The organism is Delftia lacustris, from assembly GCF_040267515.1.
GTDB classification, from domain to species: Bacteria; Pseudomonadota; Gammaproteobacteria; order Burkholderiales; family Burkholderiaceae_C; genus Comamonas; species Comamonas tsuruhatensis.
In genome coordinates, this window is the sequence record NZ_CP141274.1 from 2975335 (window position 1) to 2995137 (window position 19803).

22 protein-coding genes are annotated in these 19803 nt (G+C 66.2%); 2 read left to right on the forward strand and 20 right to left on the reverse strand.

Annotated elements, in window-relative coordinates:
* Positions 1-86 precede the first annotated feature (86 nt).
* From U6958_RS14950 to U6958_RS15020, 15 genes are all read right to left on the reverse strand, one after another.
* Positions 87-833 (reverse strand): thioredoxin domain-containing protein, encoded by a 747-nt coding sequence (locus U6958_RS14950; protein ID WP_003454752.1) that lies wholly within the window; start codon positions 831-833, stop codon positions 87-89.
* 13 nt (positions 834-846) lie between these two features.
* Positions 847-3729 (reverse strand): conjugative transfer ATPase, encoded by a 2883-nt coding sequence (locus U6958_RS14955; protein WP_016451650.1) that lies wholly within the window; start codon positions 3727-3729, stop codon positions 847-849.
* Positions 3729-4163, reverse strand: coding sequence for a TIGR03751 family conjugal transfer lipoprotein (locus U6958_RS14960; protein WP_004265606.1), 435 nt, complete (start codon positions 4161-4163; stop codon positions 3729-3731). The genes U6958_RS14955 and U6958_RS14960 overlap by 1 nt, the downstream gene beginning before the upstream one ends.
* Positions 4144-5613: a TIGR03752 family integrating conjugative element protein gene (locus tag U6958_RS14965; protein WP_016451649.1), complete on the reverse strand. Its 1470-nt coding sequence runs from the start codon at positions 5611-5613 to the stop codon at positions 4144-4146. The genes U6958_RS14960 and U6958_RS14965 overlap by 20 nt, the downstream gene beginning before the upstream one ends.
* A complete protein-coding gene (locus tag U6958_RS14970) occupies positions 5603-6523 on the reverse strand; it encodes a TIGR03749 family integrating conjugative element protein (protein ID WP_016451648.1) in 921 nt (306 codons plus the stop codon). The genes U6958_RS14965 and U6958_RS14970 overlap by 11 nt, the downstream gene beginning before the upstream one ends.
* Positions 6520-7212, reverse strand: coding sequence for a PFL_4703 family integrating conjugative element protein (locus tag U6958_RS14975; RefSeq protein ID WP_003454780.1), 693 nt, complete (start codon positions 7210-7212; stop codon positions 6520-6522). The genes U6958_RS14970 and U6958_RS14975 overlap by 4 nt, the downstream gene beginning before the upstream one ends.
* Complete coding sequence (locus tag U6958_RS14980) at positions 7209-7637, reverse strand: TIGR03750 family conjugal transfer protein (RefSeq protein WP_003454784.1); 429 nt, start codon at positions 7635-7637, stop codon at positions 7209-7211. The genes U6958_RS14975 and U6958_RS14980 overlap by 4 nt, the downstream gene beginning before the upstream one ends.
* 12 nt (positions 7638-7649) lie before the next feature.
* Positions 7650-8027, reverse strand: coding sequence for a TIGR03745 family integrating conjugative element membrane protein (locus U6958_RS14985; RefSeq protein WP_003454787.1), 378 nt, complete (start codon positions 8025-8027; stop codon positions 7650-7652).
* 21 nt (positions 8028-8048) lie between these two features.
* A complete protein-coding gene (locus U6958_RS14990) occupies positions 8049-8288 on the reverse strand; it encodes a TIGR03758 family integrating conjugative element protein (protein WP_003454790.1) in 240 nt (79 codons plus the stop codon).
* A complete protein-coding gene (locus U6958_RS14995) occupies positions 8285-8692 on the reverse strand; it encodes an RAQPRD family integrative conjugative element protein (RefSeq protein WP_004265602.1) in 408 nt (135 codons plus the stop codon). Before U6958_RS14995 ends, U6958_RS14990 begins: the two co-directional genes overlap by 4 nt.
* A gap of 205 nt (positions 8693-8897) precedes the next feature.
* Positions 8898-9374, reverse strand: a complete 477-nt coding sequence (locus U6958_RS15000; RefSeq protein WP_003454794.1) for a Mov34/MPN/PAD-1 family protein — start codon at positions 9372-9374, stop codon at positions 8898-8900.
* On the reverse strand, positions 9362-10990 hold the full coding sequence (locus tag U6958_RS15005) for a ThiF family adenylyltransferase (RefSeq protein ID WP_003454796.1): 1629 nt from the start codon (positions 10988-10990) through the stop codon (positions 9362-9364). The genes U6958_RS15000 and U6958_RS15005 overlap by 13 nt, the downstream gene beginning before the upstream one ends.
* Positions 10987-12129 carry a CBASS cGAMP synthase gene (locus U6958_RS15010; protein WP_003454798.1) on the reverse strand — a complete coding sequence of 381 codons (1143 nt, stop codon included), beginning with the start codon at positions 12127-12129 and terminating at the stop codon, positions 10987-10989. The genes U6958_RS15005 and U6958_RS15010 overlap by 4 nt, the downstream gene beginning before the upstream one ends.
* On the reverse strand, positions 12123-13124 hold the full coding sequence (locus tag U6958_RS15015; protein WP_003454800.1) for a CBASS cGAMP-activated phospholipase: 1002 nt from the start codon (positions 13122-13124) through the stop codon (positions 12123-12125). The genes U6958_RS15010 and U6958_RS15015 overlap by 7 nt, the downstream gene beginning before the upstream one ends.
* Before the next feature lie 5 nt (positions 13125-13129).
* The gene (locus tag U6958_RS15020) at positions 13130-13354 is read right to left on the reverse strand and encodes a DUF2188 domain-containing protein (protein ID WP_003454802.1); all 225 of its coding nucleotides are present in this window, start codon (positions 13352-13354) and stop codon (positions 13130-13132) included.
* Between the two features lie 276 nt (positions 13355-13630).
* Between U6958_RS15020 and U6958_RS15025 the strand changes: the two genes are divergently transcribed.
* Together U6958_RS15025 and U6958_RS15030 are read left to right on the forward strand one after the other, a co-directional pair.
* Complete coding sequence (locus tag U6958_RS15025; RefSeq protein WP_003454804.1) at positions 13631-14017, forward strand: helix-turn-helix transcriptional regulator; 387 nt, start codon at positions 13631-13633, stop codon at positions 14015-14017.
* A 2-nt stretch (positions 14018-14019) separates the two neighbouring features.
* Positions 14020-14889: an ImmA/IrrE family metallo-endopeptidase gene (locus U6958_RS15030; protein ID WP_003454806.1), complete on the forward strand. Its 870-nt coding sequence runs from the start codon at positions 14020-14022 to the stop codon at positions 14887-14889.
* Positions 14890-15024: 135 nt separating this feature from the next.
* Here U6958_RS15030 and U6958_RS15035 read toward each other — a convergent pair whose 3' ends face one another.
* Genes U6958_RS15035 through U6958_RS15055 form a run of 5 tightly spaced genes read right to left on the reverse strand, consistent with a single transcriptional unit; the run spans position 15025 to position 19802 of the window.
* The gene (locus U6958_RS15035) at positions 15025-15774 is read right to left on the reverse strand and encodes a TIGR03747 family integrating conjugative element membrane protein (RefSeq protein ID WP_004265580.1); all 750 of its coding nucleotides are present in this window, start codon (positions 15772-15774) and stop codon (positions 15025-15027) included.
* The gene (gene traD, locus U6958_RS15040) at positions 15771-17930 is read right to left on the reverse strand and encodes a type IV conjugative transfer system coupling protein TraD (protein WP_074921324.1); all 2160 of its coding nucleotides are present in this window, start codon (positions 17928-17930) and stop codon (positions 15771-15773) included. The genes U6958_RS15035 and traD overlap by 4 nt, the downstream gene beginning before the upstream one ends.
* Before the next feature lie 20 nt (positions 17931-17950).
* Entirely contained in the window at positions 17951-18505 is a 555-nt protein-coding gene (locus U6958_RS15045; protein ID WP_004265578.1) for an integrating conjugative element protein, read from the reverse strand.
* On the reverse strand, positions 18502-19086 hold the full coding sequence (locus tag U6958_RS15050) for a transglycosylase SLT domain-containing protein (protein WP_016451647.1): 585 nt from the start codon (positions 19084-19086) through the stop codon (positions 18502-18504). Before U6958_RS15050 ends, U6958_RS15045 begins: the two co-directional genes overlap by 4 nt.
* Positions 19071-19802, reverse strand: coding sequence for a TIGR03759 family integrating conjugative element protein (locus tag U6958_RS15055; protein ID WP_004265574.1), 732 nt, complete (start codon positions 19800-19802; stop codon positions 19071-19073). The genes U6958_RS15050 and U6958_RS15055 overlap by 16 nt, the downstream gene beginning before the upstream one ends.
* Between the last annotated feature and the right edge of the window lies 1 nt (position 19803).

Consider the following 19803-nt stretch of genomic DNA (forward strand, 5'->3'; position numbering starts at 1 on the left):
GCACAGTGGCTGTTCGCGTCCAGGGATGCGCAGCGAACGGGGTCGATCAGCACGGCCAAGCCGCGTCGTAGCCTTGAAGATCGTGGCTACCTGGGCATGTCTCCGAGAGACTCGGCAGGCATTTCCTTCGATGCGGGCTCGGCCGCTGCACTGGCCGCCAGCAGGTCGATCGCGGACAGCAAGGCATCTCCTTCGACCGGGCCGTGCAGCAGCAGCGTCTTGCCGGACTGGCGATCCTGCAGGCGCAGCGTGGGCGTGACCTTGATGCCCTCCTGCGCCGCGCTCGCCGACTGTGCGCGGATCAGCGCATCGGGGCGGTCGCTGTCGAGGCACTGCTGCGCGGCCGGCGTGAGGTCGGGATAGCGCAGGCCCTCGGGCAGGCCCTGACCGTCGCCGCGGGTGTGCGTGTAGACCCACTCGGCGGCCTGCCAGAACGCGGCCTGGCCGCCGGCCTCGCCGACGCACTCCACCAGGCGCGCACCGGCAGACGCGGCCGGCTCGTGCAACGGCAACGGCAGGTGATGCCATTGCCAGCTCACGTCCGGGTGCGCGTCGATCCAGCGCTTGAGCACTGCGAAGTAGGCGCGGCAGAACGGGCATTCGAGGTCGGCGTACTCGACCACCGTGAAGCGCGCATCGGCGCGGCCATAGCGCCAGGGCGGGCCGGCTGGTGCCGTTGCCGGCGCAGGCGTTGCTTCTGCCGAAGGAAAATCGGGTTCGGCGGGCGGCGACTGCGGCCGCAGGCCGAGCCATGCGGCCGTTGTCAGGGCCGCGGCCATCAGCAGCGCGACGACAAGGACGGTGCGGGACGGCGCGAAGCGAGGGATGCGCATCGTGGACTCCCCGTCACGCCAGCGCATCGAGCACCAGCGGCTCGATGCTGCGGGCGCGGTCGATCTTCTCGGCGATCTTGAAAGCGGCGTCCAGTTCGCCGATGCCGTACTGCTGCATCAACTGGAAACGCTCGGCCTTCTCTTCCGGCTCGGTCTGAGCCAGCGCCAGGTACAGGCTGGGCGGCACCGCGCGGAATAGCACTTCCATGCTCTTGGAAAGGATCACGCCCTCGCTGAACTTGCCGGCCTCCTTGCGGGCCGACAGCATCAGCGCCTTCTGCGCCGCGTTCAGCTCGCGAAAGCGCGCGATCTTCTCCACCTCGTCGGGCGGCATCGAGAGGCAGATCCACCACTCGATCATGTTGAGCATGGGCTCGGCGGCCTTGGGCAGGTCGTCGATGTTCTGCGTCGCCAGCCAGTACCAGGCGCCGAGCTTGCGCCACATCTTCGTGATCTTGACGACGTAGGGCGCAAGCAGCGGGTTCTTGGTGATGATGTGCCCCTCGTCCGTCACGTTGATGATCGGCCGGCCGAGGAACTGGTCGCGCTCGGCGATGTTGTTGACCGTGTTGATAAGGCTGATGTAGGCGATGGAAAGCTGCGCGTTGTAGCCCTCGCGTGCGAAGGTCGCCAGATCGACGATGGTGATGTCGGCCTCGGGCCAGGGCGTGCCGGGCCGGTCGAACATCTCGCCGTCCACGCCCTGGCAGAACATATCCATCGCGTCGGCCATTTCCAGCAGCCGCGCGCGCCGCACCTCGGGTAGTGCCGTATCGCGGCCGCGCTCGCGCAGCGCATCGCGCACGTCGCGCGTCAGGACGGTGCGCTGGTTGGCCACGCAACGCTGGGCCGCATCGAGGATGCACTGGCGGATCAGGCTGCGGTCGGCGCGCGTCATGCGCGCCTCTTCCTTGTCCTCGCCGCCGGTGATCATCAGCCGCGCGGTGATTTCCAGTTCCCCCAGCACGTCACGCTGCTCGTCGGCATCCGCTGCCTGTGCCGCTTCGTCGCGGTCCTCGTCCAGGGCGTCGGCATCCAGCGTCTGCACCTGGCTGGGCGTTTCCACCAGCCGGTGGGCGTCGGCGAACGGCGCGAGGCTCACCCCGGCACCGGGGGCCAGCTTAACGCGATGCACCTTCATGCCTAGCCGCGCCGCGAAGTCGCCGAACAGGCCGAAGCTGTTGCCCGCCTCGACGATGAACAGCCGCGGCCGGTAGATCGCCGTCACCTGGTTCAGGATGTTGTTGAGCGTGGCGCTTTTGCCCGAGCCGGTGGGACCGAACAGGAACAGGTGAGCGTTCATCTGCCGGTCGAGCCGGTTCAGCGGGTCGAAGGTGATCGGCCCGCCGCCGCGGTTGAAGAACGTGATGCCCGGATTGCCGGTGCCCTGGCTGCGGCCCCACACCGGCGCGAGGTTCGCCGCGTGCTGCGCGAACATCAGTTGCGTGTACCACTGGCGCTTGTCGGTGGCCGGATCGAACACGCACGGGAGCCAGCGCAGGTAGCTGTTGAGCGGCGCCACCTCGTCTTCCTCGCGCACCGGCTGCAGGCCGGCGTTGAGCATGACGTTGACCAGTTGCAGGCCGCGGGCGTCGAGCTGCGCGAGGTCGCGTCCGCGCAGATAGAAGGCAAGCGCACCGCGGTAGAGCTTGTGCGCGCTGCCGATCAGCCCGCGCGCTTCCTGCACGTCGCGGCGCGTCTGCTCCGAAGCCAGCGTCTCGCCGACCGACTTCTTGCTCAGGTGGTTCAGGTGCCCTTCGAGCACGTCCTGCGGCGTCGCGACGACGGTCAGGCACATCACCGTGTCCTCGGGCATCTGGTCGAACAGCGCGTTGACGGCATCGCCGCCCTTGCGCGTTTCGCCGGTGACGTGGCCGGTCGCAGGCGGCATGCGCAACCGGTCCATCACGATGATCCGGTGCGGCATGCCGTCGAGCAGCCACGTGCCGTTCGCCACGTCCGAGCGCGGCTGGCCGAAGAACAGGCGCTGCGCGAAGTCTCCGCTAGCCAGCTCGATCTCGCCGTCTTCGACTGCCTCGGGGTAGCGCGTGAGCGCATAGAAGCGCTCGCGGTCGTCGGCGCTGGGGCCGAGCAGCGTCGGGTGCGGGTTGAACCAGCGCAGCAGCCAGTCGTGGATGTCGGCCGCCTCCATGCGGCGGGATTTCACGCCCGCGTTGGCGAGGCCGCCCACGAGCCGGTCGCAGATCGTCGTCAACGCCTGCTCGGGGGACTGGCCGCGCCGCGATGCGGTCGTAGCGTTCGCGCGCCGGTAGACCACCATTCGCACGCGCCGGACCTGGCCGCGCCACGGCAGCCGCGTCACCGTGGTGTCCTCGAACAGCCCGCCGGGCTTGGCAATGGCGCGCAGGTGGTGCCCAAAGAAACGCAGGTAGAAGTCCGTGAAGGCGCTGCCCTGGGCGCGCGGCCGCACATAGTCGGCCAGCCCGCGCAGGTAGGTGTCCCAGGTCGATTCGTCCTGGGCGTAGAGCTGCACGACCCACGGGTTCTCGTCGAGTTCGTCGAACGAGTCCTGCAGCGCGTTCTCCAGTGCATCGCGTGCCTGCCACAGCCAGGCCATCTCACGGCCTTCGGTGCCGACCGGGGCCAGTTCGAAGAAGCCCGCAACCGACTGGCCGTCTTCCAGCAACATGCTCTTGGAGCCGGGCAGGTACTCCATCCACGGCAACAGGTCGGCGAAGGACGGTGCCACGCCGTAGAGCGCCTGCAGGTCCGCTTCGGTGGTCGGCGGGCGCGGCTGGCTGCCCATCGCGCTGCCGGGCTCGGGAATGCCGTGCGCGGCCAGCGTCGAGACATGCTGCGACCAGGCGTCATCGGCATCCAGGTCGGGGCCGGCGGGCGTGACGGCCTTGCGTGCCCAGGGCAACGACCAAGCCATCAGTAGTCCTCCAGGCGCTCGCCAGGCATCGCGTACTGCACGCGCTGGTAGAGCGGGAACACGGTGGTGTAGCCGGGCACGGGCACCGGGTCGGTGCCGGCCAGGTGCGGGAACACGTACATCACTAGGTCCGGGTTCGGCAGGCGTCGGAACTGGCGGTAAATCTCGTTGGCCGCGGTGCGCGTGTAGGCGGCAGCGGCGGCGGGCACCGCCTGCACGTCGGCCTCGGTCAGCGGCCGGCGCAAGTCCTGGCGTGCATCGAGCAGTTGCCGCGCTGCCTGCCCACCACCGGCGCTGCCGCCCGTCTCCTGATTCCACACGTCGAGCATGGTGTGATCGCCGTGCGGCAGCAACTTGTCCTTGCTGGTGGCGCAGCCGCCCAGCACCAGGACCGCGCACAGGATCGCGGCCGATTCAATCCAAATCCGACGCATGCTTGCCTCCGATGCGTTGATTGACCCGGCGCCCCTTGGCGTCGTAGTCGATGTTGAGCGGCTGCTCCAGATGCACCGCGACCTTGGCGCCGGGCCGCACGTAGACGGCGGCGAAGGCTTGGCCGTAAAGCTTGTTGACCCAATCGGCCATGTCGCGGACGCCCCCGGCCAGGATGCGGCCCATCGCCTCGTTGCCGCTGATGCCTACCGTGCCAAGCGAGCCGTTGCTGTTAGCGACCACGGCCACGCTGCCGTTGTCCGACTTGATCAGTGAAGCGGCGCCGGCGCCGGCCGCGGTGATGAGGGCTTGCGAACCCAGGTACTGCTGCGCGTTGCTGCGCCGTTCGCCGCTGACGCAGGGGATGCCGTAGGGATCGCTGATCCAGCCCAGGCCGCCTTGCGTCGTGCTGTTTGCACCATTGCCCTGGCCGCCGCCGCTCTGGTTGCGGTTGCCGTCCTCCGGCATCGTGCGCACCGTGCCGTCGTTGAAGACGAACGTCACCGAGCGAATCTGGCCGCGCACGCAGGAAAGCGTCCAGTCGCCCGAGGCCGTGCCGCTGACCACCGCGCCCGCCACGTCGGGAATGTCGATGCCGTTGGCGGTGAGGTTGTCCGGGCCGATCAGCACCTTGAAGGGGTACGGGTCGTTGACCGTGCCGTCGATCGGCACGCGGCCGATCAGCGCGGTCATCGCGATGGAGCCCATCAGCGTCGAGTTCGACGGCACCGTGTAGACCGGCTTGGACGACGTGCCCACGGCGCGGCTGCCTGCATCCGCGACGGTGCTGGCCACGTTGTCGGCCGTGTCGGAAAGCGTCTTCTGCGCCGGCCCGAAGCTGGTCGGAAAGTTCAGGCCGCCGCTGCTGCCGTTCTTCGCCGAAGGCTTCGCATCGTCCGGTTCCACCCAGCGCGTGCCGCTGGTGCTGCGCGCGGCGCCGCCCTGGCTGCCGCTGAAGCCCTTGCCGTCGCCGTCCTCCAGGCCGAGCCCGACCGGCAGATCGGCCTGGCCGCCCTTGCCGGAAAGCCCATCCAGGCGCCGCTGCAGGTCTTGCAGCAGGCCCTGGGTCTGCTGGCGGTCGCCGGCCAACTGCTCGCGGTACTGCTGCAGGCGGCCGCGTTCACCATCCAGCGCGGACTGGATGCGCTGGTCGATCGCGCTTTCCCGCGCGCGCATACGCTCGTTCTCGCTCTTCTGGTTCTTGTTGTCGTTGAGCGCCGTCTGCAGCTCGTTGCGCAACTGCTTGACCTGGGCCACCAGTGTGGCAACGGTATCGCGCGGCGTGTCGCCCTCGATGCCCAGCGCCTTCATCTCTTCGGGCGTGAGCGAGTTGGCGCTGCCGGCCGGAACGGGCTTGGCGCCGCGATCCCCGGAGAACATCTTGATGCCGACGAACAGCAGCACCAGCGCCATCGGGATCAGCAGCCACTTCAGGAGGGGGTTACTTTTCATGGCGGGCACCTCCTTCGGCCTGGCCGGCCGCCGCGGCCGGCGGCAGGTTCACCGTCGCGTCGATCGGTGAGAGCTTGGGCAGCAGCGACTCGGCCAGGCCGTGGCCACGGGTCACGAGGTAGACCACCGTGGTGTCGGCGGCGCGGCCGGCCGGCGCCAGATTCGGGTGCTGGAAGGTCGCGGCGAGAAAGTCGCCCTGCAGCGCGCGGGGATCGAGGTCGAGCCAGCGCCCGGAGGCGTTGGTGAGCTTCACCGCCGTCACCCACTGGTCTTCGAGCCGCCAAGCGGCCAGCGCCTGCGCACGCACCGGCAGTGTGGGCAGCAAGGTGGAAAGCTCCAGCCCACGGCGCAGATTGACGCGGCCGAGGCCGGGAACGGGCTCCACGGTGCGCAGCGGCGCGTAGAGGTTCTGCGCCGCATAGCGCGTGAGCACAACCGCCACCGGCGTGGCGCGCTTCGCTGCGGGTACGGTGCGCTCCGCATCGTCGTCCGCCGGCTTGGCCGGCTCGCCGTAGCGCGTCGCCGGCACGTCGCCTTCGACGATGCGCACGGGTTCGAGTGCAGGCTGGCCCGCCTTCGCCGGCTCGGCCGCGATGTCCAGCAGGATCAGCGCGCCCGACTCCACGTCCTGCAGTTGCAGCCGTGTGGGCGGGATCGGCGCGCTCGCGCGCAGGTAGATCGCGCCACCAGCGCTCTGCACGCGCAACTGCTCGCCAACCGTGGGCGGCACACCGATGCGCACGTTGCGCTCGATGAACACCACGCGCTCCTGGCCGACCACCAGCGGCACCGCCAGCGGCAGGCGCTCCCAGCGCAGGATTTCGACGGCATGGGCCGCAGGCACGAAGGCCAGGCACAGCAGCAGGCCAGCCAGGGCCGCCGCAGATGAACGCTTCCCGAGGGACTTCATGGGGTGTCTCCCTGCAAGTTGGAGCCGGCGCTTGCGGCCCGGCCGGGCGGCGCCGCAGGCGGCGGGGTCTCGATGCGCTCCGGCGCGCGTGCATGGCAGTCCAGCGCCAGGCCGAAGGGGTTGCGCTCGGGGTCCACGTCCATGCGCACAACCTTGAGTGCATAGCGCACGAGCGCGCGCTTGACCTGCTCGGCGCCCAGGTACTCGTCGGCGCTCACGTCCAGCGTGACGATCCAGTTGTTGGCCGACACGGTGCGCACGCGCATGGCCGGCTCGTCGCCGTAGCCGCGGCCGGGAATCTCGTAGATGCCGCGCACGCGCTGGCGTAGCTCGCCGTTGCTGCGCCGGAATTCGTAGTCCTGCTGCAGGAAGGCACGGCAGCTCGGCGTGAAGTACGCAGACAGTGCATGCAGGTTGCGCGGGTAGTCCTGCTCGCCATTGGTCGGCCAGCGCTGGGCCTGCTGCCAAATGTAGAAGGTGAAGGCGTAGACGCTCTCCGGCGGCACGTCCCACCACTTGCGCGTGCTGCCCGAGCGCAGGTCGGGTGGCACGTGGATGGTCAGGCTCTTGGGTGCGCTCCACCAGCCGAAGCCGAGCAGCAGCGCCACGACGAACAGTGCGGCGCCAGCCAGGCGCAAGGTCTTCACATGCGCCTGCAGGTGCGCGACCTCGTTCTTGAATCGGCTCATGGTCTACCTCGACGCAGGGACGGATCGGGCCGCAGGCGCCGCGTGGACCACCAGCCCGACCGGGTGATGAGCTGGCCCCCGCCCGCATGCGCAGCCAGCGCGGGGTAGCGCAGCGCGAGGCGCCACTGGAGCTGGCGGTACAGCCAGGTGTCGGGCCGGCCGCGCTTCCACCGCCGCAGCAGGCCGCCGCCCACGAAGACACCGACACCGATGCCGGCGACGATCAGCGTGGGCACCATCGCGATGCTGTGCGTCAGCCAGGCCAGCGGTACGCCGGCCACGAGACCGGCCGCGCCGGACAGCCCGGCGCAGACCCACAGCTCGTCGGCCGTGAGCCCGCGCACGACCACCGGGTGGCGGTTGAGGCGGTGCGGCAGGAAGGTCACGAGCCCGTCGCGCGACGGACTCTCCAGGGCGCCGGCCATCGTTGCCGGGCCTTACAGGACGCCGGTAGCCTTGGTCAGCAGCCAGATGCCGACGACCAGCAGGATCGCGCCCACCGCGACGGTCAACCCGAACTGCCCCCACGTTGCGCGGCCGGTGTGGATCTCGGCGTAGCGCGTGTAGGCGTGGTAGCAGACGCCGACGAACATCGAGGCGACGACGAGCAGCGCGATCAGCAGCACGATGTCGTAGCCGTAGTTTTGCAGCGTCTGCATGATGCCGCTGCCGGTGCCGCGCGACGGGTCTTCCAGCGTGGGAAGGTCGGCGAACGACGGCAGCGGCGTGGCGGCGATGCCCAGCGGGATCAGCAGCGCGGCGATGCGCGCGGCGGGCCGCGACGTGGGACGGCGAGAAGTAGCGGGAGCGTTCATGGCGAAGTACCTTTCATGGGGTCAGGACAGGAGGAAAAAGCCCAGCACCAGGTACATCGCGACGAAGCGCACGATGACGCCGAGGAACTGGCGTTGGGTCAGGTGGTGCTCGGCCCAGCCGACATAGGCAGTGCGCATCGCCCACACGCCCCACAGCAGCAGGATGGCGAAGACGAAGCCGAGCACGACGGTGGAGACGGCCCCGGGCGCGAAGCCGCCGTTGGCCGTGAAGGCGGCGACCTGATCGGCGGAAGGCGTCATGACGACGGCGCCTCCTTGGGCGACGTCGCAGGCGCCGCGTTACTGCGCGTGTAGTCACCGGCCAGCGGCACGGGATCACGCGGCTGGGCGCGTTGCGGAACGAGGTAGTCGCGCACGCCGGTGCGCACGCGCTCCAGGTCGGCGCGCAGCCGCGCGTAGTCGAAGTGGTAGCGGGCGCGCTCCTGCGGCGCGGTGGTGGCGGCGTGCTCGGCGAGGCGGTCCAGCAGTTCGAGCTGGCGCGTTACCGCGGCGAGCATCTCGCGCTCCGCAGCGTTGTCGGAGGCGTCAGCGGCGATGGCGGGCTGCAATCCGGCAGCGGCAAGCAGCAGCGCGGCAACACGCACGGCCCAGGGTGCCTCGACGGCGAAGCGCCGAACCTGCGCGGGATTGCGAGTGGTTTCCATCGAGCCGTTCTCCGAGGGATGCGGATGGCTCGATGCTCAAACGGCCGGTCTTCCGGCGCCGCAATCAATCGGAACCGGCCAGCCACCGCTTTCCGCGGCAAACTCCGCTGCAGAGGAAGGAATTTCCCCGATGACGTCGTCTTTAATGCACTACCGTCTGAGTGGAGGTGCAAGTCAAGACGATGATGGTTGTTGCGCTAGTGCTCTACTCCACGGGGAAGAATATCGACCCTTCGCCTGATCTCGGCACCAACTCTGCATACAGAGATCTACGCCCGATGATGACAGCGAGCACTGGCCGCTTGTCCCGACGCTGCGCTGCCAACAAAGTCCATTCAGATCTGTCAAGGCTAGAAGGCTGGGGATGGTCTTCCGGGTGGGTATGCCATTCGCCTAAATAGCGGACAGTTCCCTGACTCGCCGTCCATCGCGACAACGCAATAGCCTCATGACCAAACGGCATCCGCTCGAACAGATAGCGAAACCGCTTGTCCCACGCGGTAGGAACCGTCGCCTGCTCAATGAGCAAATGGGCTCCATGTACAGAACCAAGCAAGAGTCCGCCCGCTTCGCAGTCGGCATCACTAGCCTGGATATGCTGACTGAATGTCTCCAGCGTCTGGGTCGAAAAATGCAGCAACCTGCTCTTGTCGCCAGTTGCCCAGGACCCTAGGAATTGCATAGAGGGCAATCATGATCTCGCAGAGGATCGCAGTCAGGCGTGGCCAGATGATGGGTCTGGTCGATCAGCCGGGTCCGCAATGCAGGAGAGTGGACGCCCTTGACCCAATCAAGGGCCATCTCAGCACCCAAGCTGGCTGCCTGCACCGACACCGAAGCCGGAAATGGCACATACAAGCCCTCGCACCCGTGGCCTGCCAAGATGTTAGGCAGAGCATCAATGGTCGAGCGAAGTTCGCCTCTTCTGTGGCTCTGCCATAGGCATCGGTAGCACGCACCCGATGCGTTCGTTCTCAGGAGCGCACGCACAGCCGTTCCCGGCCCTTCGATCCAAACAGAAAGCATGGGCGTGGGAGCCCTGTAGCGGCCGCACAGCCAATGCCCGAGGGATTCTTCGCCGGTGGCATCGATGAGTAGGTCCAGCTTTCCCAGTTGGGCCTGTCTCACGTCCACGGGGAGCGCATGAACCTCGACGCCTGGCGACAAGCGCTTGAGTTCCTTCGCCATCGCCTCAGCCTTGTTCGACAACAGGTCCGGGAAGCCGAGCCGATGCCGTCCGATGTTCTGTGGAAGGAGGCCATCAAAATCCACCAGCGTGAGTTTCCCTCCGCATGATCCTGCCCCGGCCTTGACCAGCATGTCCGAGAGGTATCCGCCGATCGTGCCGCAACCCACAAGTGCGATTCGTTTCCCCGCCAACGTTTTCGACTTGGGGATGTTGCGCTGGGCCAGATACCGGTCATCGATCCTGATCACTGAGACGGGCATTACCTTCAGCCCAAAACTCGAATCCCTGCGATCAGCAAGCTTGGTCTTTTGACTCACTTGGTGGTCAAAGAGCACGGCAAAGCCGTAGGTCATCAGTGGCGATTCGATGATGATCAGGACGCCATTTGCTTTTTTGCTTTGCCCTTCCTTGATTCGTTCGTGAATCTTGCGCCGACACCGTGGGTCCAGGGTGCTTTGCCAAGCCAAGACGTCCCCCACCGTTTCGGGGGGCCAGTGGCTGGTTAGTGGGCGGGGTTGCGCGGTGGTCTTGACCCGGTATGTCAGCACCGTTTTATCAGTGACCTGGTAGCCGAGTGAATGCAACTTTCTTGTTGTTCGATCTTCGTTGTCGGTGATGAACCAGAGTGGATTCCCATTGGCTTGCGCAACGATACAGTTTTGTCGCCCCAGATCTTCGCCTTGCATGTCCACAAAACAAAGCCAGCCGTTCCAGTAGGCAAAGAACTCTTCGGCGAGATCTTCGATCATCTCGCCCTTCAAGATCTGCCCGAGCACCGCTGCCGCCCGTTGCAGGCACGCCAAGGACTGCCCTACAGGATCGTAGATGTCCAGCACGACAGTTCCCTTGGCCAGATAGCAAAGGCCGCCCTCCGCGCCAAGATGAGGAACTGCATTGGGCAGTTCAGGCGGAATTTCGAGCAGCCGAATGCGAGGCAGGTCGAAGAAGGTAGGGTCGAGCTGAACCTCACATGGAATGCCATCGTCCGCGCCGCACGGGATCAACGGCCCCCTCAGCTTGAACCAGCCGTCGTCCGTCTTGCCGACAAACTCGAAGCCTTGCAGCCTGAAGGCTTCGACCACATCGGAGACCACGGCGACGCTGCTCATCCGGCCTTCGTGCGCCCGACCAATTCGCTCGGACCAGCCGTAGCCGGCGCTGCGGCAATGGTGGCGACAACGGATACCACCTTGACCCGGTCCGGCTCGTTCGGAAAACGCGGACCGAATTCGCCTTGCATCCAGACGCAGGCCTGTGAAGGGCTGCCGGCGTTGGTGGCTCCGCGCAGCACTTTTTCGAATGCTTCGAACGCTTTCGCAGCCTCTTCGACGCCCTCTTTACCAAGGCGTGCAGTAAGCGACTCCGACTCATCAACGGGGTTGTTCACCCCCGCGCGCAGCCGGGCCGGCAATGCCGCGACGACATCCAGCAACGCCAGGTCGTCGCGCCGATCCCGCTTCTCGAATAGCGGAGCCGCAGCGGCCATCAACAGAATCGAAGCCGGTCCACCGCTCGACCACCGCCAATCGCGAAACGCCTTCAAGTAGCGAATCACGCGGCGGAACTGTTCGCCCTTGGCCTCCACCTCGCCCAAAAACCATTCCTTCACAGGCCTGGGGTCGGAGGGCATCCAGTTGCACTCGCGGTGAGCCAGGAGCACTTTATCAGCGGGCAATGCCGTCCAGGCATCCCGCTCTGCCATGTTCACCGCCTCCGTCAGCGAGTCATAGCCGTATCGCTCCATCGAGGCTTTCGCGAGCGTGACGAATTCTTCGTCGGGGATGGCGTACAACGGAATGTCGATGTGGGCATAGGCCGCAATGACAATCCGGATGCATGTCGGCTTGTCGGTGACAAGCTTCCAGTGCTTCTCCTCGACCAACAGCCTCAAGGCTTCTTCAGCAGCTGCAAAGAACACCGTTGTGGCCCTGCTGGGACGCTTCGTCTGCGAGACAAAACTCAACGGCAGATAGCAACCATCATCGACATCCGCCTGCTGGGGCCGTTGTGCCGGGCCGTTCAAGGTCTTGTACGCCCACGATCCTTGCGTGAAGAAGCGTGGCTGCGGCACGTCGTCCGTGTACCCGCGTTCGCGCAGCACGCGCGGAATTCCGGTGCGAAGGCAGTTCCTGACATCATTTCGGGCGCTGGCGATCCAGGCTCGTTGCTCGGGCGACAGATCCAGCTCGTCATGCATGCAGGATTCGTCATCGACGGTGGTAAAGAAAAGCGGGCTCAGGTTCAGCATTCGGCCTCCGGCACATTCTTGTTGGGGCCGTGATAGAAGGTGGGTGCGCCGGCCTGGTGCGCTCGAAACGGTTGGAAAAGAGGGTCGCCAAGCGCGCGCTGCGCTGCATGATTGCCGCGGTCCTTCAGCGTATTCGTGGCGCCGATGGAAACCCGGTCCAGCGCCTTTACGTCCTTGCTTTGATCGGGCGTGGCCTTGTCGTCGATCTGGAAGTAGTTGCTACCCAACGACTGGCGCAGCATGTAGTCCACCGACGACTCCTGGGCAGAGATCACCAGATCGAACAGCCCTCCGCGCCACTTGCCGAATCCGCGGTCGAGGCTGGCGCCGCCACGGACGGTTGCACCGATCGTCATCGTGCCGATGGACAGCACCCGGACCAGTGCATTCTGTTTCGGCGCGAGGAACGTATTGACTTCGTGCAGCCCGAACAGTCCTGGCGCATTGCCGACCAGTCCTCCATCCGCAAAGACGCCACGATCGTTGCGCGCTAGCGGAAAGTAAACGGGCGCAGCGGCGGTCGCCAACGCCACATCCACGATCCTCATGCGGTGGTCCATCTCAAATGAGGGATGGTGAGGCGTTTTGAAGAACTGGCCGCGCCCCGTCGAGTAGTTGACGGCTGGCACGAGAACGCGGTGCTTCAAGTTGCCGATCGTGGCGTCTTGAAAGCGCTCGGTCAGCACGCCCCGCAACCCTGCGGAGTCGTGCTTGGCGGTCAACCAGAAGCCCAGAAGGCGCCGAGCGAGACTTCGGCAACCAAAGATGCGGGAGCCCTGTCGTTCGAACAAGGCTTTGAGTTCAATGGCGGGGATTTCCGCGGCCAGCCCCAAGGCCAGCATCCCGCCTGCAGAGGTGCCGCAGATCAGGTCGAAGTGAGAAGCGATGGGGCGGCCTAGCACGGCTTCAAGCTCGGCAAGAACCGTCGCTGTGTACAAGCCGCGATAGCCGCCCCCAGACAGGGCGAGCACATGGTAGGTGGGCACGCCCATCATGGCACTCAGCCCTTCGGCGGGAAGGAGTCGTTACCGTGGCTGTCCTTGTCACGGATGCGACCGTCCGGACGGTGGATGACCAGTTCGGACTGCTGGTTGCGTGCGATGTCCCGCGCCGCGTCAATGGCCTGCTGCTGCGTATCGTGCACGGAGGTTGCCCGTTGATTGCCGGCACCCTTGACGGCCCAACCGTCCTGGTGAGGAACTACATGCTGATTTTTGCCTGTCATGGCGAATTTCCTAAAGTTGAACCATCGAGACCCCGGCCAGCCGGCCGGGTTGCCAATGACCACCGGTTGAAGCAAAATTCGTTGCTCTTGCAGACAACGGGCGAGTCAAGCCAAATCAACTTGCTGCAGTCGTAGAACTCACTTCTGTTGTCTGGCTGGACAACAATGTATCAGACTTGGTGCCAAGCTGCAAATGGTGGGATTGGTGCCGCAGAACGCAACTGCTTCGGACCGGACACACACCGTTGTCCGCCGCAGCCACAAGGAACGGAACGGATGTCACAAACAGGCCTGGGCGTCGCCCTCAAGACGCTACGCGAGCGCAGAACCCTCTCATTGCGCGAAATCGGTCAACTGTCTTCGGTGGACCATGCCTATGTCCACCGGCTGGAGTCCGGCGAAAAGACAAATCCGTCAGTGGACTTAGTCGAGAAGCTGCTGAAGGTTCTCAAACCAGGTGAAAGAGATGCTGCGCTGGTGATGTGGCTTGTCGACCATGCGGAGGCCGATCCCCGCCTTGTTGAATTCGTGCTGAACGATCCTTCCATCAGCATCGACATCTTTTCGGCTGCAGCAGGCGTGAGGCATCGTGGAAATACAAGGCCCGATCCCGCGACACTGATCGCCCGGATACAGCGAGCATTCGAGGACGAGGATGACTGAATATGGATGAAGCGGATGTCACACAGAAAGCACGGGCCTTTGTTGCGAAGGTTGATGTGTCCGGCATCCGAGAAGACCTGACGCCCTATGTGGTCGCGGCCAACGCCAAAGTCAAGAAAGAGGAGCTTAGTGAGGGGGAGTCCGGCTACACGATCACCAAGCCGAATGGCAAGCACGTGATCACGGTGAATTCGCTGGAGACAGAAGAACGCCAACGCTTCACCATCTGCCACGAAATTGCGCATATCGTCCTTGCGCTGGAATCGAGCCACGAAGAGGTGCCGTCCTGGTCCTATGCGAAGCGGCATCCGAACGAAATCGCATGCGACACTTTCGCCGCCGAGTTGCTGATGCCGTATCAGCAATGGCTATCGCTTGTGCCCAAGGAAGAACCTTCGCTGGAGCTGATCCAGGGCATGGCGGCGCTTTTCAGCACATCATTTCCCGCCGCTGCGTCGCGGTTCGCCTCCCTCAGCGACATCCCTTGCGCCTTCGTCACCATGGAGCGCGGTGCAGTGCGCTACGCGGCACGCTCCACCAGTTTGCGACAGGCTGGGGCTTGGATATCTCCCAGGTCTGCCATTCCTGTCGGCTCTGTGGCTCACCGTCTCCGTTCTTCAGGCAGCAGTGCTGCCGACACAGATGAGGTTGCACAAGACATCTGGTTCGACAACTGGGAAAAGGGCCTCGATCTCTGGGAACTCTCCAGGCACTACGCACGTACTGACACCACGACCTCGCTGCTCTGGTTCGACAGCGACGATTTACCTGAGGTCGAAGTGAACCGCTTCGGTGTACGCGTCGAGGACGACGGTGGCTTGGCTGAACTCACTGGGCAGCTACCGTGGCCGGGACGCAGCAGGCGCCGCTGAGGCCATTTGCGTTCGTGTGTCTGAGTGGCCACATGGCCTCGAAGATGTAGGGTGGATGCAGTGTCAAAGGTCAAAAGATGTTTGGTGTCGATGAGTCGCCATGAAGAGTGAGACGGAGATTATCTTGAACCGCTTTCACAGATACTTCTTGAACGTCGCCGACGCGATGCACACCGCGACGCCGAGCAGCGCCGCGCTGGGCAGCAGGATCAGCAGCGGATGCACGCTGACCGGCAGCGCGAGGTAAGTGACCCAGGGCAGCACCGCCAGCGGCATCAGGCTGGCTCTCGCCCGGTGGTAGACGAAGCCCGATTCGCGGCCGGCGCCGAAGCCGCGCACGTCGCGGCGCACGAGCCCGTCCACCAGGCCGGTGAAGGCCGCCATCAGGAACAGCGGCAAGGTCAGGACCAGCACCAGCAGCCGCACGAGGAACACCAGCACTGTGTACGCCGAGGCGATCAGGTAGCTCTCGACATGCACGTAGAGCTGACCGATGTAGTAGCGGAAGTCCTGCGCCTGGCTGCGCGCGCCGGCACGCGATTGCGCCGCCGCGTCGCGTATCCAGTCCAGCAGGCCCGTTTTCACGAACAGTCCTTGGTAGGCCCACTCGACGAGCTGGAGGGCGCTGCGCCCCGGCTCCTGCACCAGCACGCTTTGCGTGAAATGCTCCGAGACCTGCGACAGCTCGTAGTTCAGCATGCCCTGCGCATGGCGCCAGCCCTGCTCGGGCCAGAAGAAGTGCATGCCGATGCACTCGATCGCGATGCACAGCACCAGCGAACCGGCCAACACCCCGAACAGCCGGAACGGCAGCGTGATGAGGCCTGCGATCAGGCCCTGCTGGCGAACCTGCTGGCGCTGGACGGCGACGGCGGGGTCGCTCATGCCGTGGCCCCTTCATCCGCGCTGGCCATCTGCTTGAAGTCGGCGAGCAAGTCGTCGGGCAGTGCTTGGTCCTGCAGTCCGGGAAGCCCATTGTTGTCCCACCAATCGCCGGCCTCGACGTAGTGCTGGCGCATGTAGCCGGCCAGCTCCTGCAAATCCTTGGGCATGGCCTCGTCGGGGTCGGGCGCCGGCAAGGGCATGCGCACCTTCCAGAGGTGCCCGCCCTCGATCAGTGCAAAGCACTGGCCCTTGGGCAGCCCGACCACGTGCGCCGGTTCAATCAGCGGCACGCTGTTGCTGCTGATGCGGTCCTGCGTGTTGGAGGTGAAGGCGGTGTTGCCGGTCGGGTCCGAGCTGTCGGTGGCGACGCTCATCACCGTCGTCGTGTAGACCTCGACCTTGGGCAGTTGCCGCGTCAGCAGTTCGGCCGTGGCGGTCTCGCGCACGCGCAGCATGAACAGGTTGTTGAAGTTGCCCACCACCTGGCCCGCCTTCGCGCGGTTGCCGATGCGTGCCTCGATGTCCGAGAGGGTCTGCGTGTAGGCCGTGACCTGGACGCCCGCGCCGCCGCCCTTGTTGACCATGGGTATGAACTCGTCGCCCATGAGTTCGTTGAACTCGTCGGCATGGACGTTGATGGGCACCTTGATGCCCGTCGCGGCACCCGGCAGGCCGTCGTCGATGCCGAACTTGTAGATGTGACCCGCGACGGATACGAGGTCGGAGAACATCGAATTGCCGACCGCCGCCGCGACTTCCGCGTCCGACAGTGCATCGAGGCCGACATAGACCACGGCCCGCTTCCTGATGATCTGCATCCAGTCGAAGATCGGGCGTGGGTCGGCGAGGTCCGAATAGTTCGGCGCCAGCAACTGCGCGATCTTGCCGGTGGTCAGCTTCTCCAGCAGCGGTAGGAGCGATGCGACGATCTTGTCGAAGTACGTCCTGTCGTAGCGCACCGCGCTGCGCAGGCCGTCGAGCACAGGGTCGTAGATGCGCACCTGCGACAGGTACTGCTCCAGCGCGACGACGCGCTTCTCGCGGCCGATCATGTTGCGCGGGATGTTCTTGTCGTTCAGCTTGGCTTCGAGCTGGACGATGACCTCCCAGGCCTTGGGCTCGTTCCGGGCGAAGTAGTGCTGGGCGTACTCGATGAACAGCGCATCGATGTTGATGACATGGCGCTGGATCAGCAGGTAGTCGGGCCGCTGCCCCAGCTCGACCAACGCCCGCGCGATGATGTTGACGAAGCGCCAGGCGAACTCGCGGAACGCCGCGCTGTTGCCTTCACCGGAAAGCTGGCCGGCGATGCGCGTGGCAACTTCCGAGATGCGTCCGAAGCGGCCCACCGCGTTGTAGCGGGCGCTGATGTCCGGCCAGCCCAGGTGGAAAACGTAGAACTCGCCTTCGCGTCCGGCGCGCTTGGCCTCCACGTACATGCGCTTCAACAGATCCGCATCGCCCTTGGGATCGAAGACGATCACGACCTCGTGCTGTCCATTGACCTTGCGCCGGATGTCCTGCGTGATGAACAGCTCGGCCAGGCGGGTCTTGCCGACGCGCGTGGTGCCTAACACCAAGCTGTGGCCGACGCGCTCGGCCAACGGCAGGGTGACGTCGACCTCGTGCGGCTCGATGCCGTGCAGCCGCGGCAGGCCGCCCACCGGCGGCAGCGGCCGCGCCGGGTTCAGCGGGCTGTCCCAGGCCAGGGCCTTCGCCATCTTGGACAACGGGTACGGCGCGAACTCCAGGCGCTCTTCCATGCGCCGTGCCATCCGATAGATTGCCGTCGGCTCCACGTAGCGACGGAACTCCGACCGATACGTCTGCATCAGTCGGTGCGTGTGACGCTGGTCCCAGTGGAAGCCCCGGCCGACGAACAGCCGCTGCTGGCTGACCGGCACGTCGCGGCTGGTCATCACGTAGCGCGGCAGGCGCCGGATGTTGCGCCGGTAGCGCAGGATGGCCCAGGCGTCGCGAAAGCGCAGCGCGCCGAAGGTGAGGAAAGCGAGCGCGCTGCCCAGGCCCAGCAAGGGACTCAGCGCGAGCGACCACGGGGCCACCAGGCACAGAAACGCGGCGCCCGCACAGACCGCGACGGTGTATAGCTCCACCGCTGGCCGCAGCAAGACTTCGACGGCTTGGGACTGGGGCATGGCGGGTGCTTCACGTCACGTCAGGGCTCGATGCCGGTGGCGGTGATCAGCACCGGGTAGTGCTTGAGCCCCAAGCGCTGCGCCAGCTCGTCGCCCGAGGCCGGCGACAGCATCAAGCCCGGTGCGAGGCGACGCAACGCGGCCAGGGCTTCGGGCGTCGCCACGTTGACCACCAAGCCCACGGCGCGTAGCGCCTGCAAGTCCTTGCCCCGTCGTTGGAGCCAGGCTCGTGAGCGGTCGTCGTCGCCGATCAGGAACAGCGGCGTCAGGCCCGGCGCGCGGATCACGCGGCGCGGCTCGTCGCCGGGTGTCAGCCGCATCGAGCGCACCGGCAGCATGGCCGCCTCGGCTTCGGCCGGGCCGCCAATGCGCGGCTTGGTTTGCGGCGTGGCTGGCTGACCGGGCTGCGCATCCTGCGGATTCAAGGCCCGGTAGTACGGCAGCGCCGAGGTGCCGCCTTTGTCCTCGACCACGATCAGCGGCGGGGAACTGTTCTTGGTAACGGGGCCGCGGTCCTGCGCGTCTGCGGTGGTGGCCAGCAGCGCCGCAGTCGCGGCGACGAGGATGCGGTTCATGGCATGGGACTCCGGGCAGAGGGAAGTGAGGCTCCCGGCCCGAGCACGCGGGTCAGGTGCTGGTGGACGCTGCGGCGGTAACGGGCGGCGGGCGCCCCGCCCGCGGGGCGGTGGTAGCGGCCGATGGCGACCAGCCAGTCCTCGCCCGGCGTGTGCTGCTCCTGCAGGATTTCCGCGGCGATGGCGAGGTTGCGGTATGGGTCGAGCAGCTCGCAGGGATGCGCGTAGCGGTGCGCGTGGTAGCCGAGGTTGACCTGGCCGAGGCCGGCGTCGATGCGGTTGACCGGCGTGCGGGCGAGCGCCCGGCGGATGCCGGCGCAGGCCTCGGCCCGCGTGGCATAGCGTTCGGCGCGGCCGGCGACGTTGAGCGTCCACGGCCACGGGATCAGCCGGCCGCGCAGCCGGGCGCCGCTCTCCTGCAGCGCCACCGCATACAGCACCGGCGACGGCACGCCCGCCTGCTGGGCGGCGAGCTGGTAGGCGGGTGGTGGCACCTCCTGGCCGAAGACGATGGCGGCATGGGCGCTGAGGCCGAGGACCAAGGCCGCGCAGCCTGCACGGCGGGTTACTGCCGCTGCCATTGGCCGTTGACCTCGCGCACCACGGCGGGCAGATCGCCGGGCAGGCCGAGCGACAGCCAGCGCCCGGCGTCATGGTTGAGCGTGATGGTGCGGGAGCGCACGCGGCCGGCGTCGATGCCGGCCTGCGTCGCCCACTGGCGGATGCGGGCGTCCTCCTGGCGGCTGCCGACCATGTAGAGGTCGAAGGCGGTGCCGGCCACCTGCAGCTGGCGCACGCGCTGCTCGCACGACGGGCACTCGGCCTTCACGAAAACCGCCAGCCGGCCCGAGCCCCGGTTGCCGGCGCCCGGCGCCTTCGCACCCGGCATGTTCACGCGCTGCTGTCCCGGATAGAGCCGCTTCCACGCCGCGTCGTAGGCCCGCTGGTAGGCCAGCGTCTTGCCCACGCGCTTCGATTCCGCCTGCACCTGCAGCTCCGCATAGCGGTTGCGTTCCTCGTCGCTGCGCGCCTCGATGCCCAGCGCCGTGAGCGGATCGAGGTTCGGGGAATAGATGCCCAGCGGCCCCTGCATCAGTTGGCGGTAGCGCGCCCACTCATCGGAGCGCAGGCCCCAATCGCGCGCCAGCCGTTCGTCCAGCGCGGCGTCGCTGCTGTTCTGAATCTGGGCGGGCACCGTGCGCGAGGACGCGACCGGCGCCGACTGTGCCGAGGCCGTGCCTGCCGTTCCTGCGACAGCGGCGAGGATGGCGGCGAAGCAGATCGCGGCGTGCTTCATG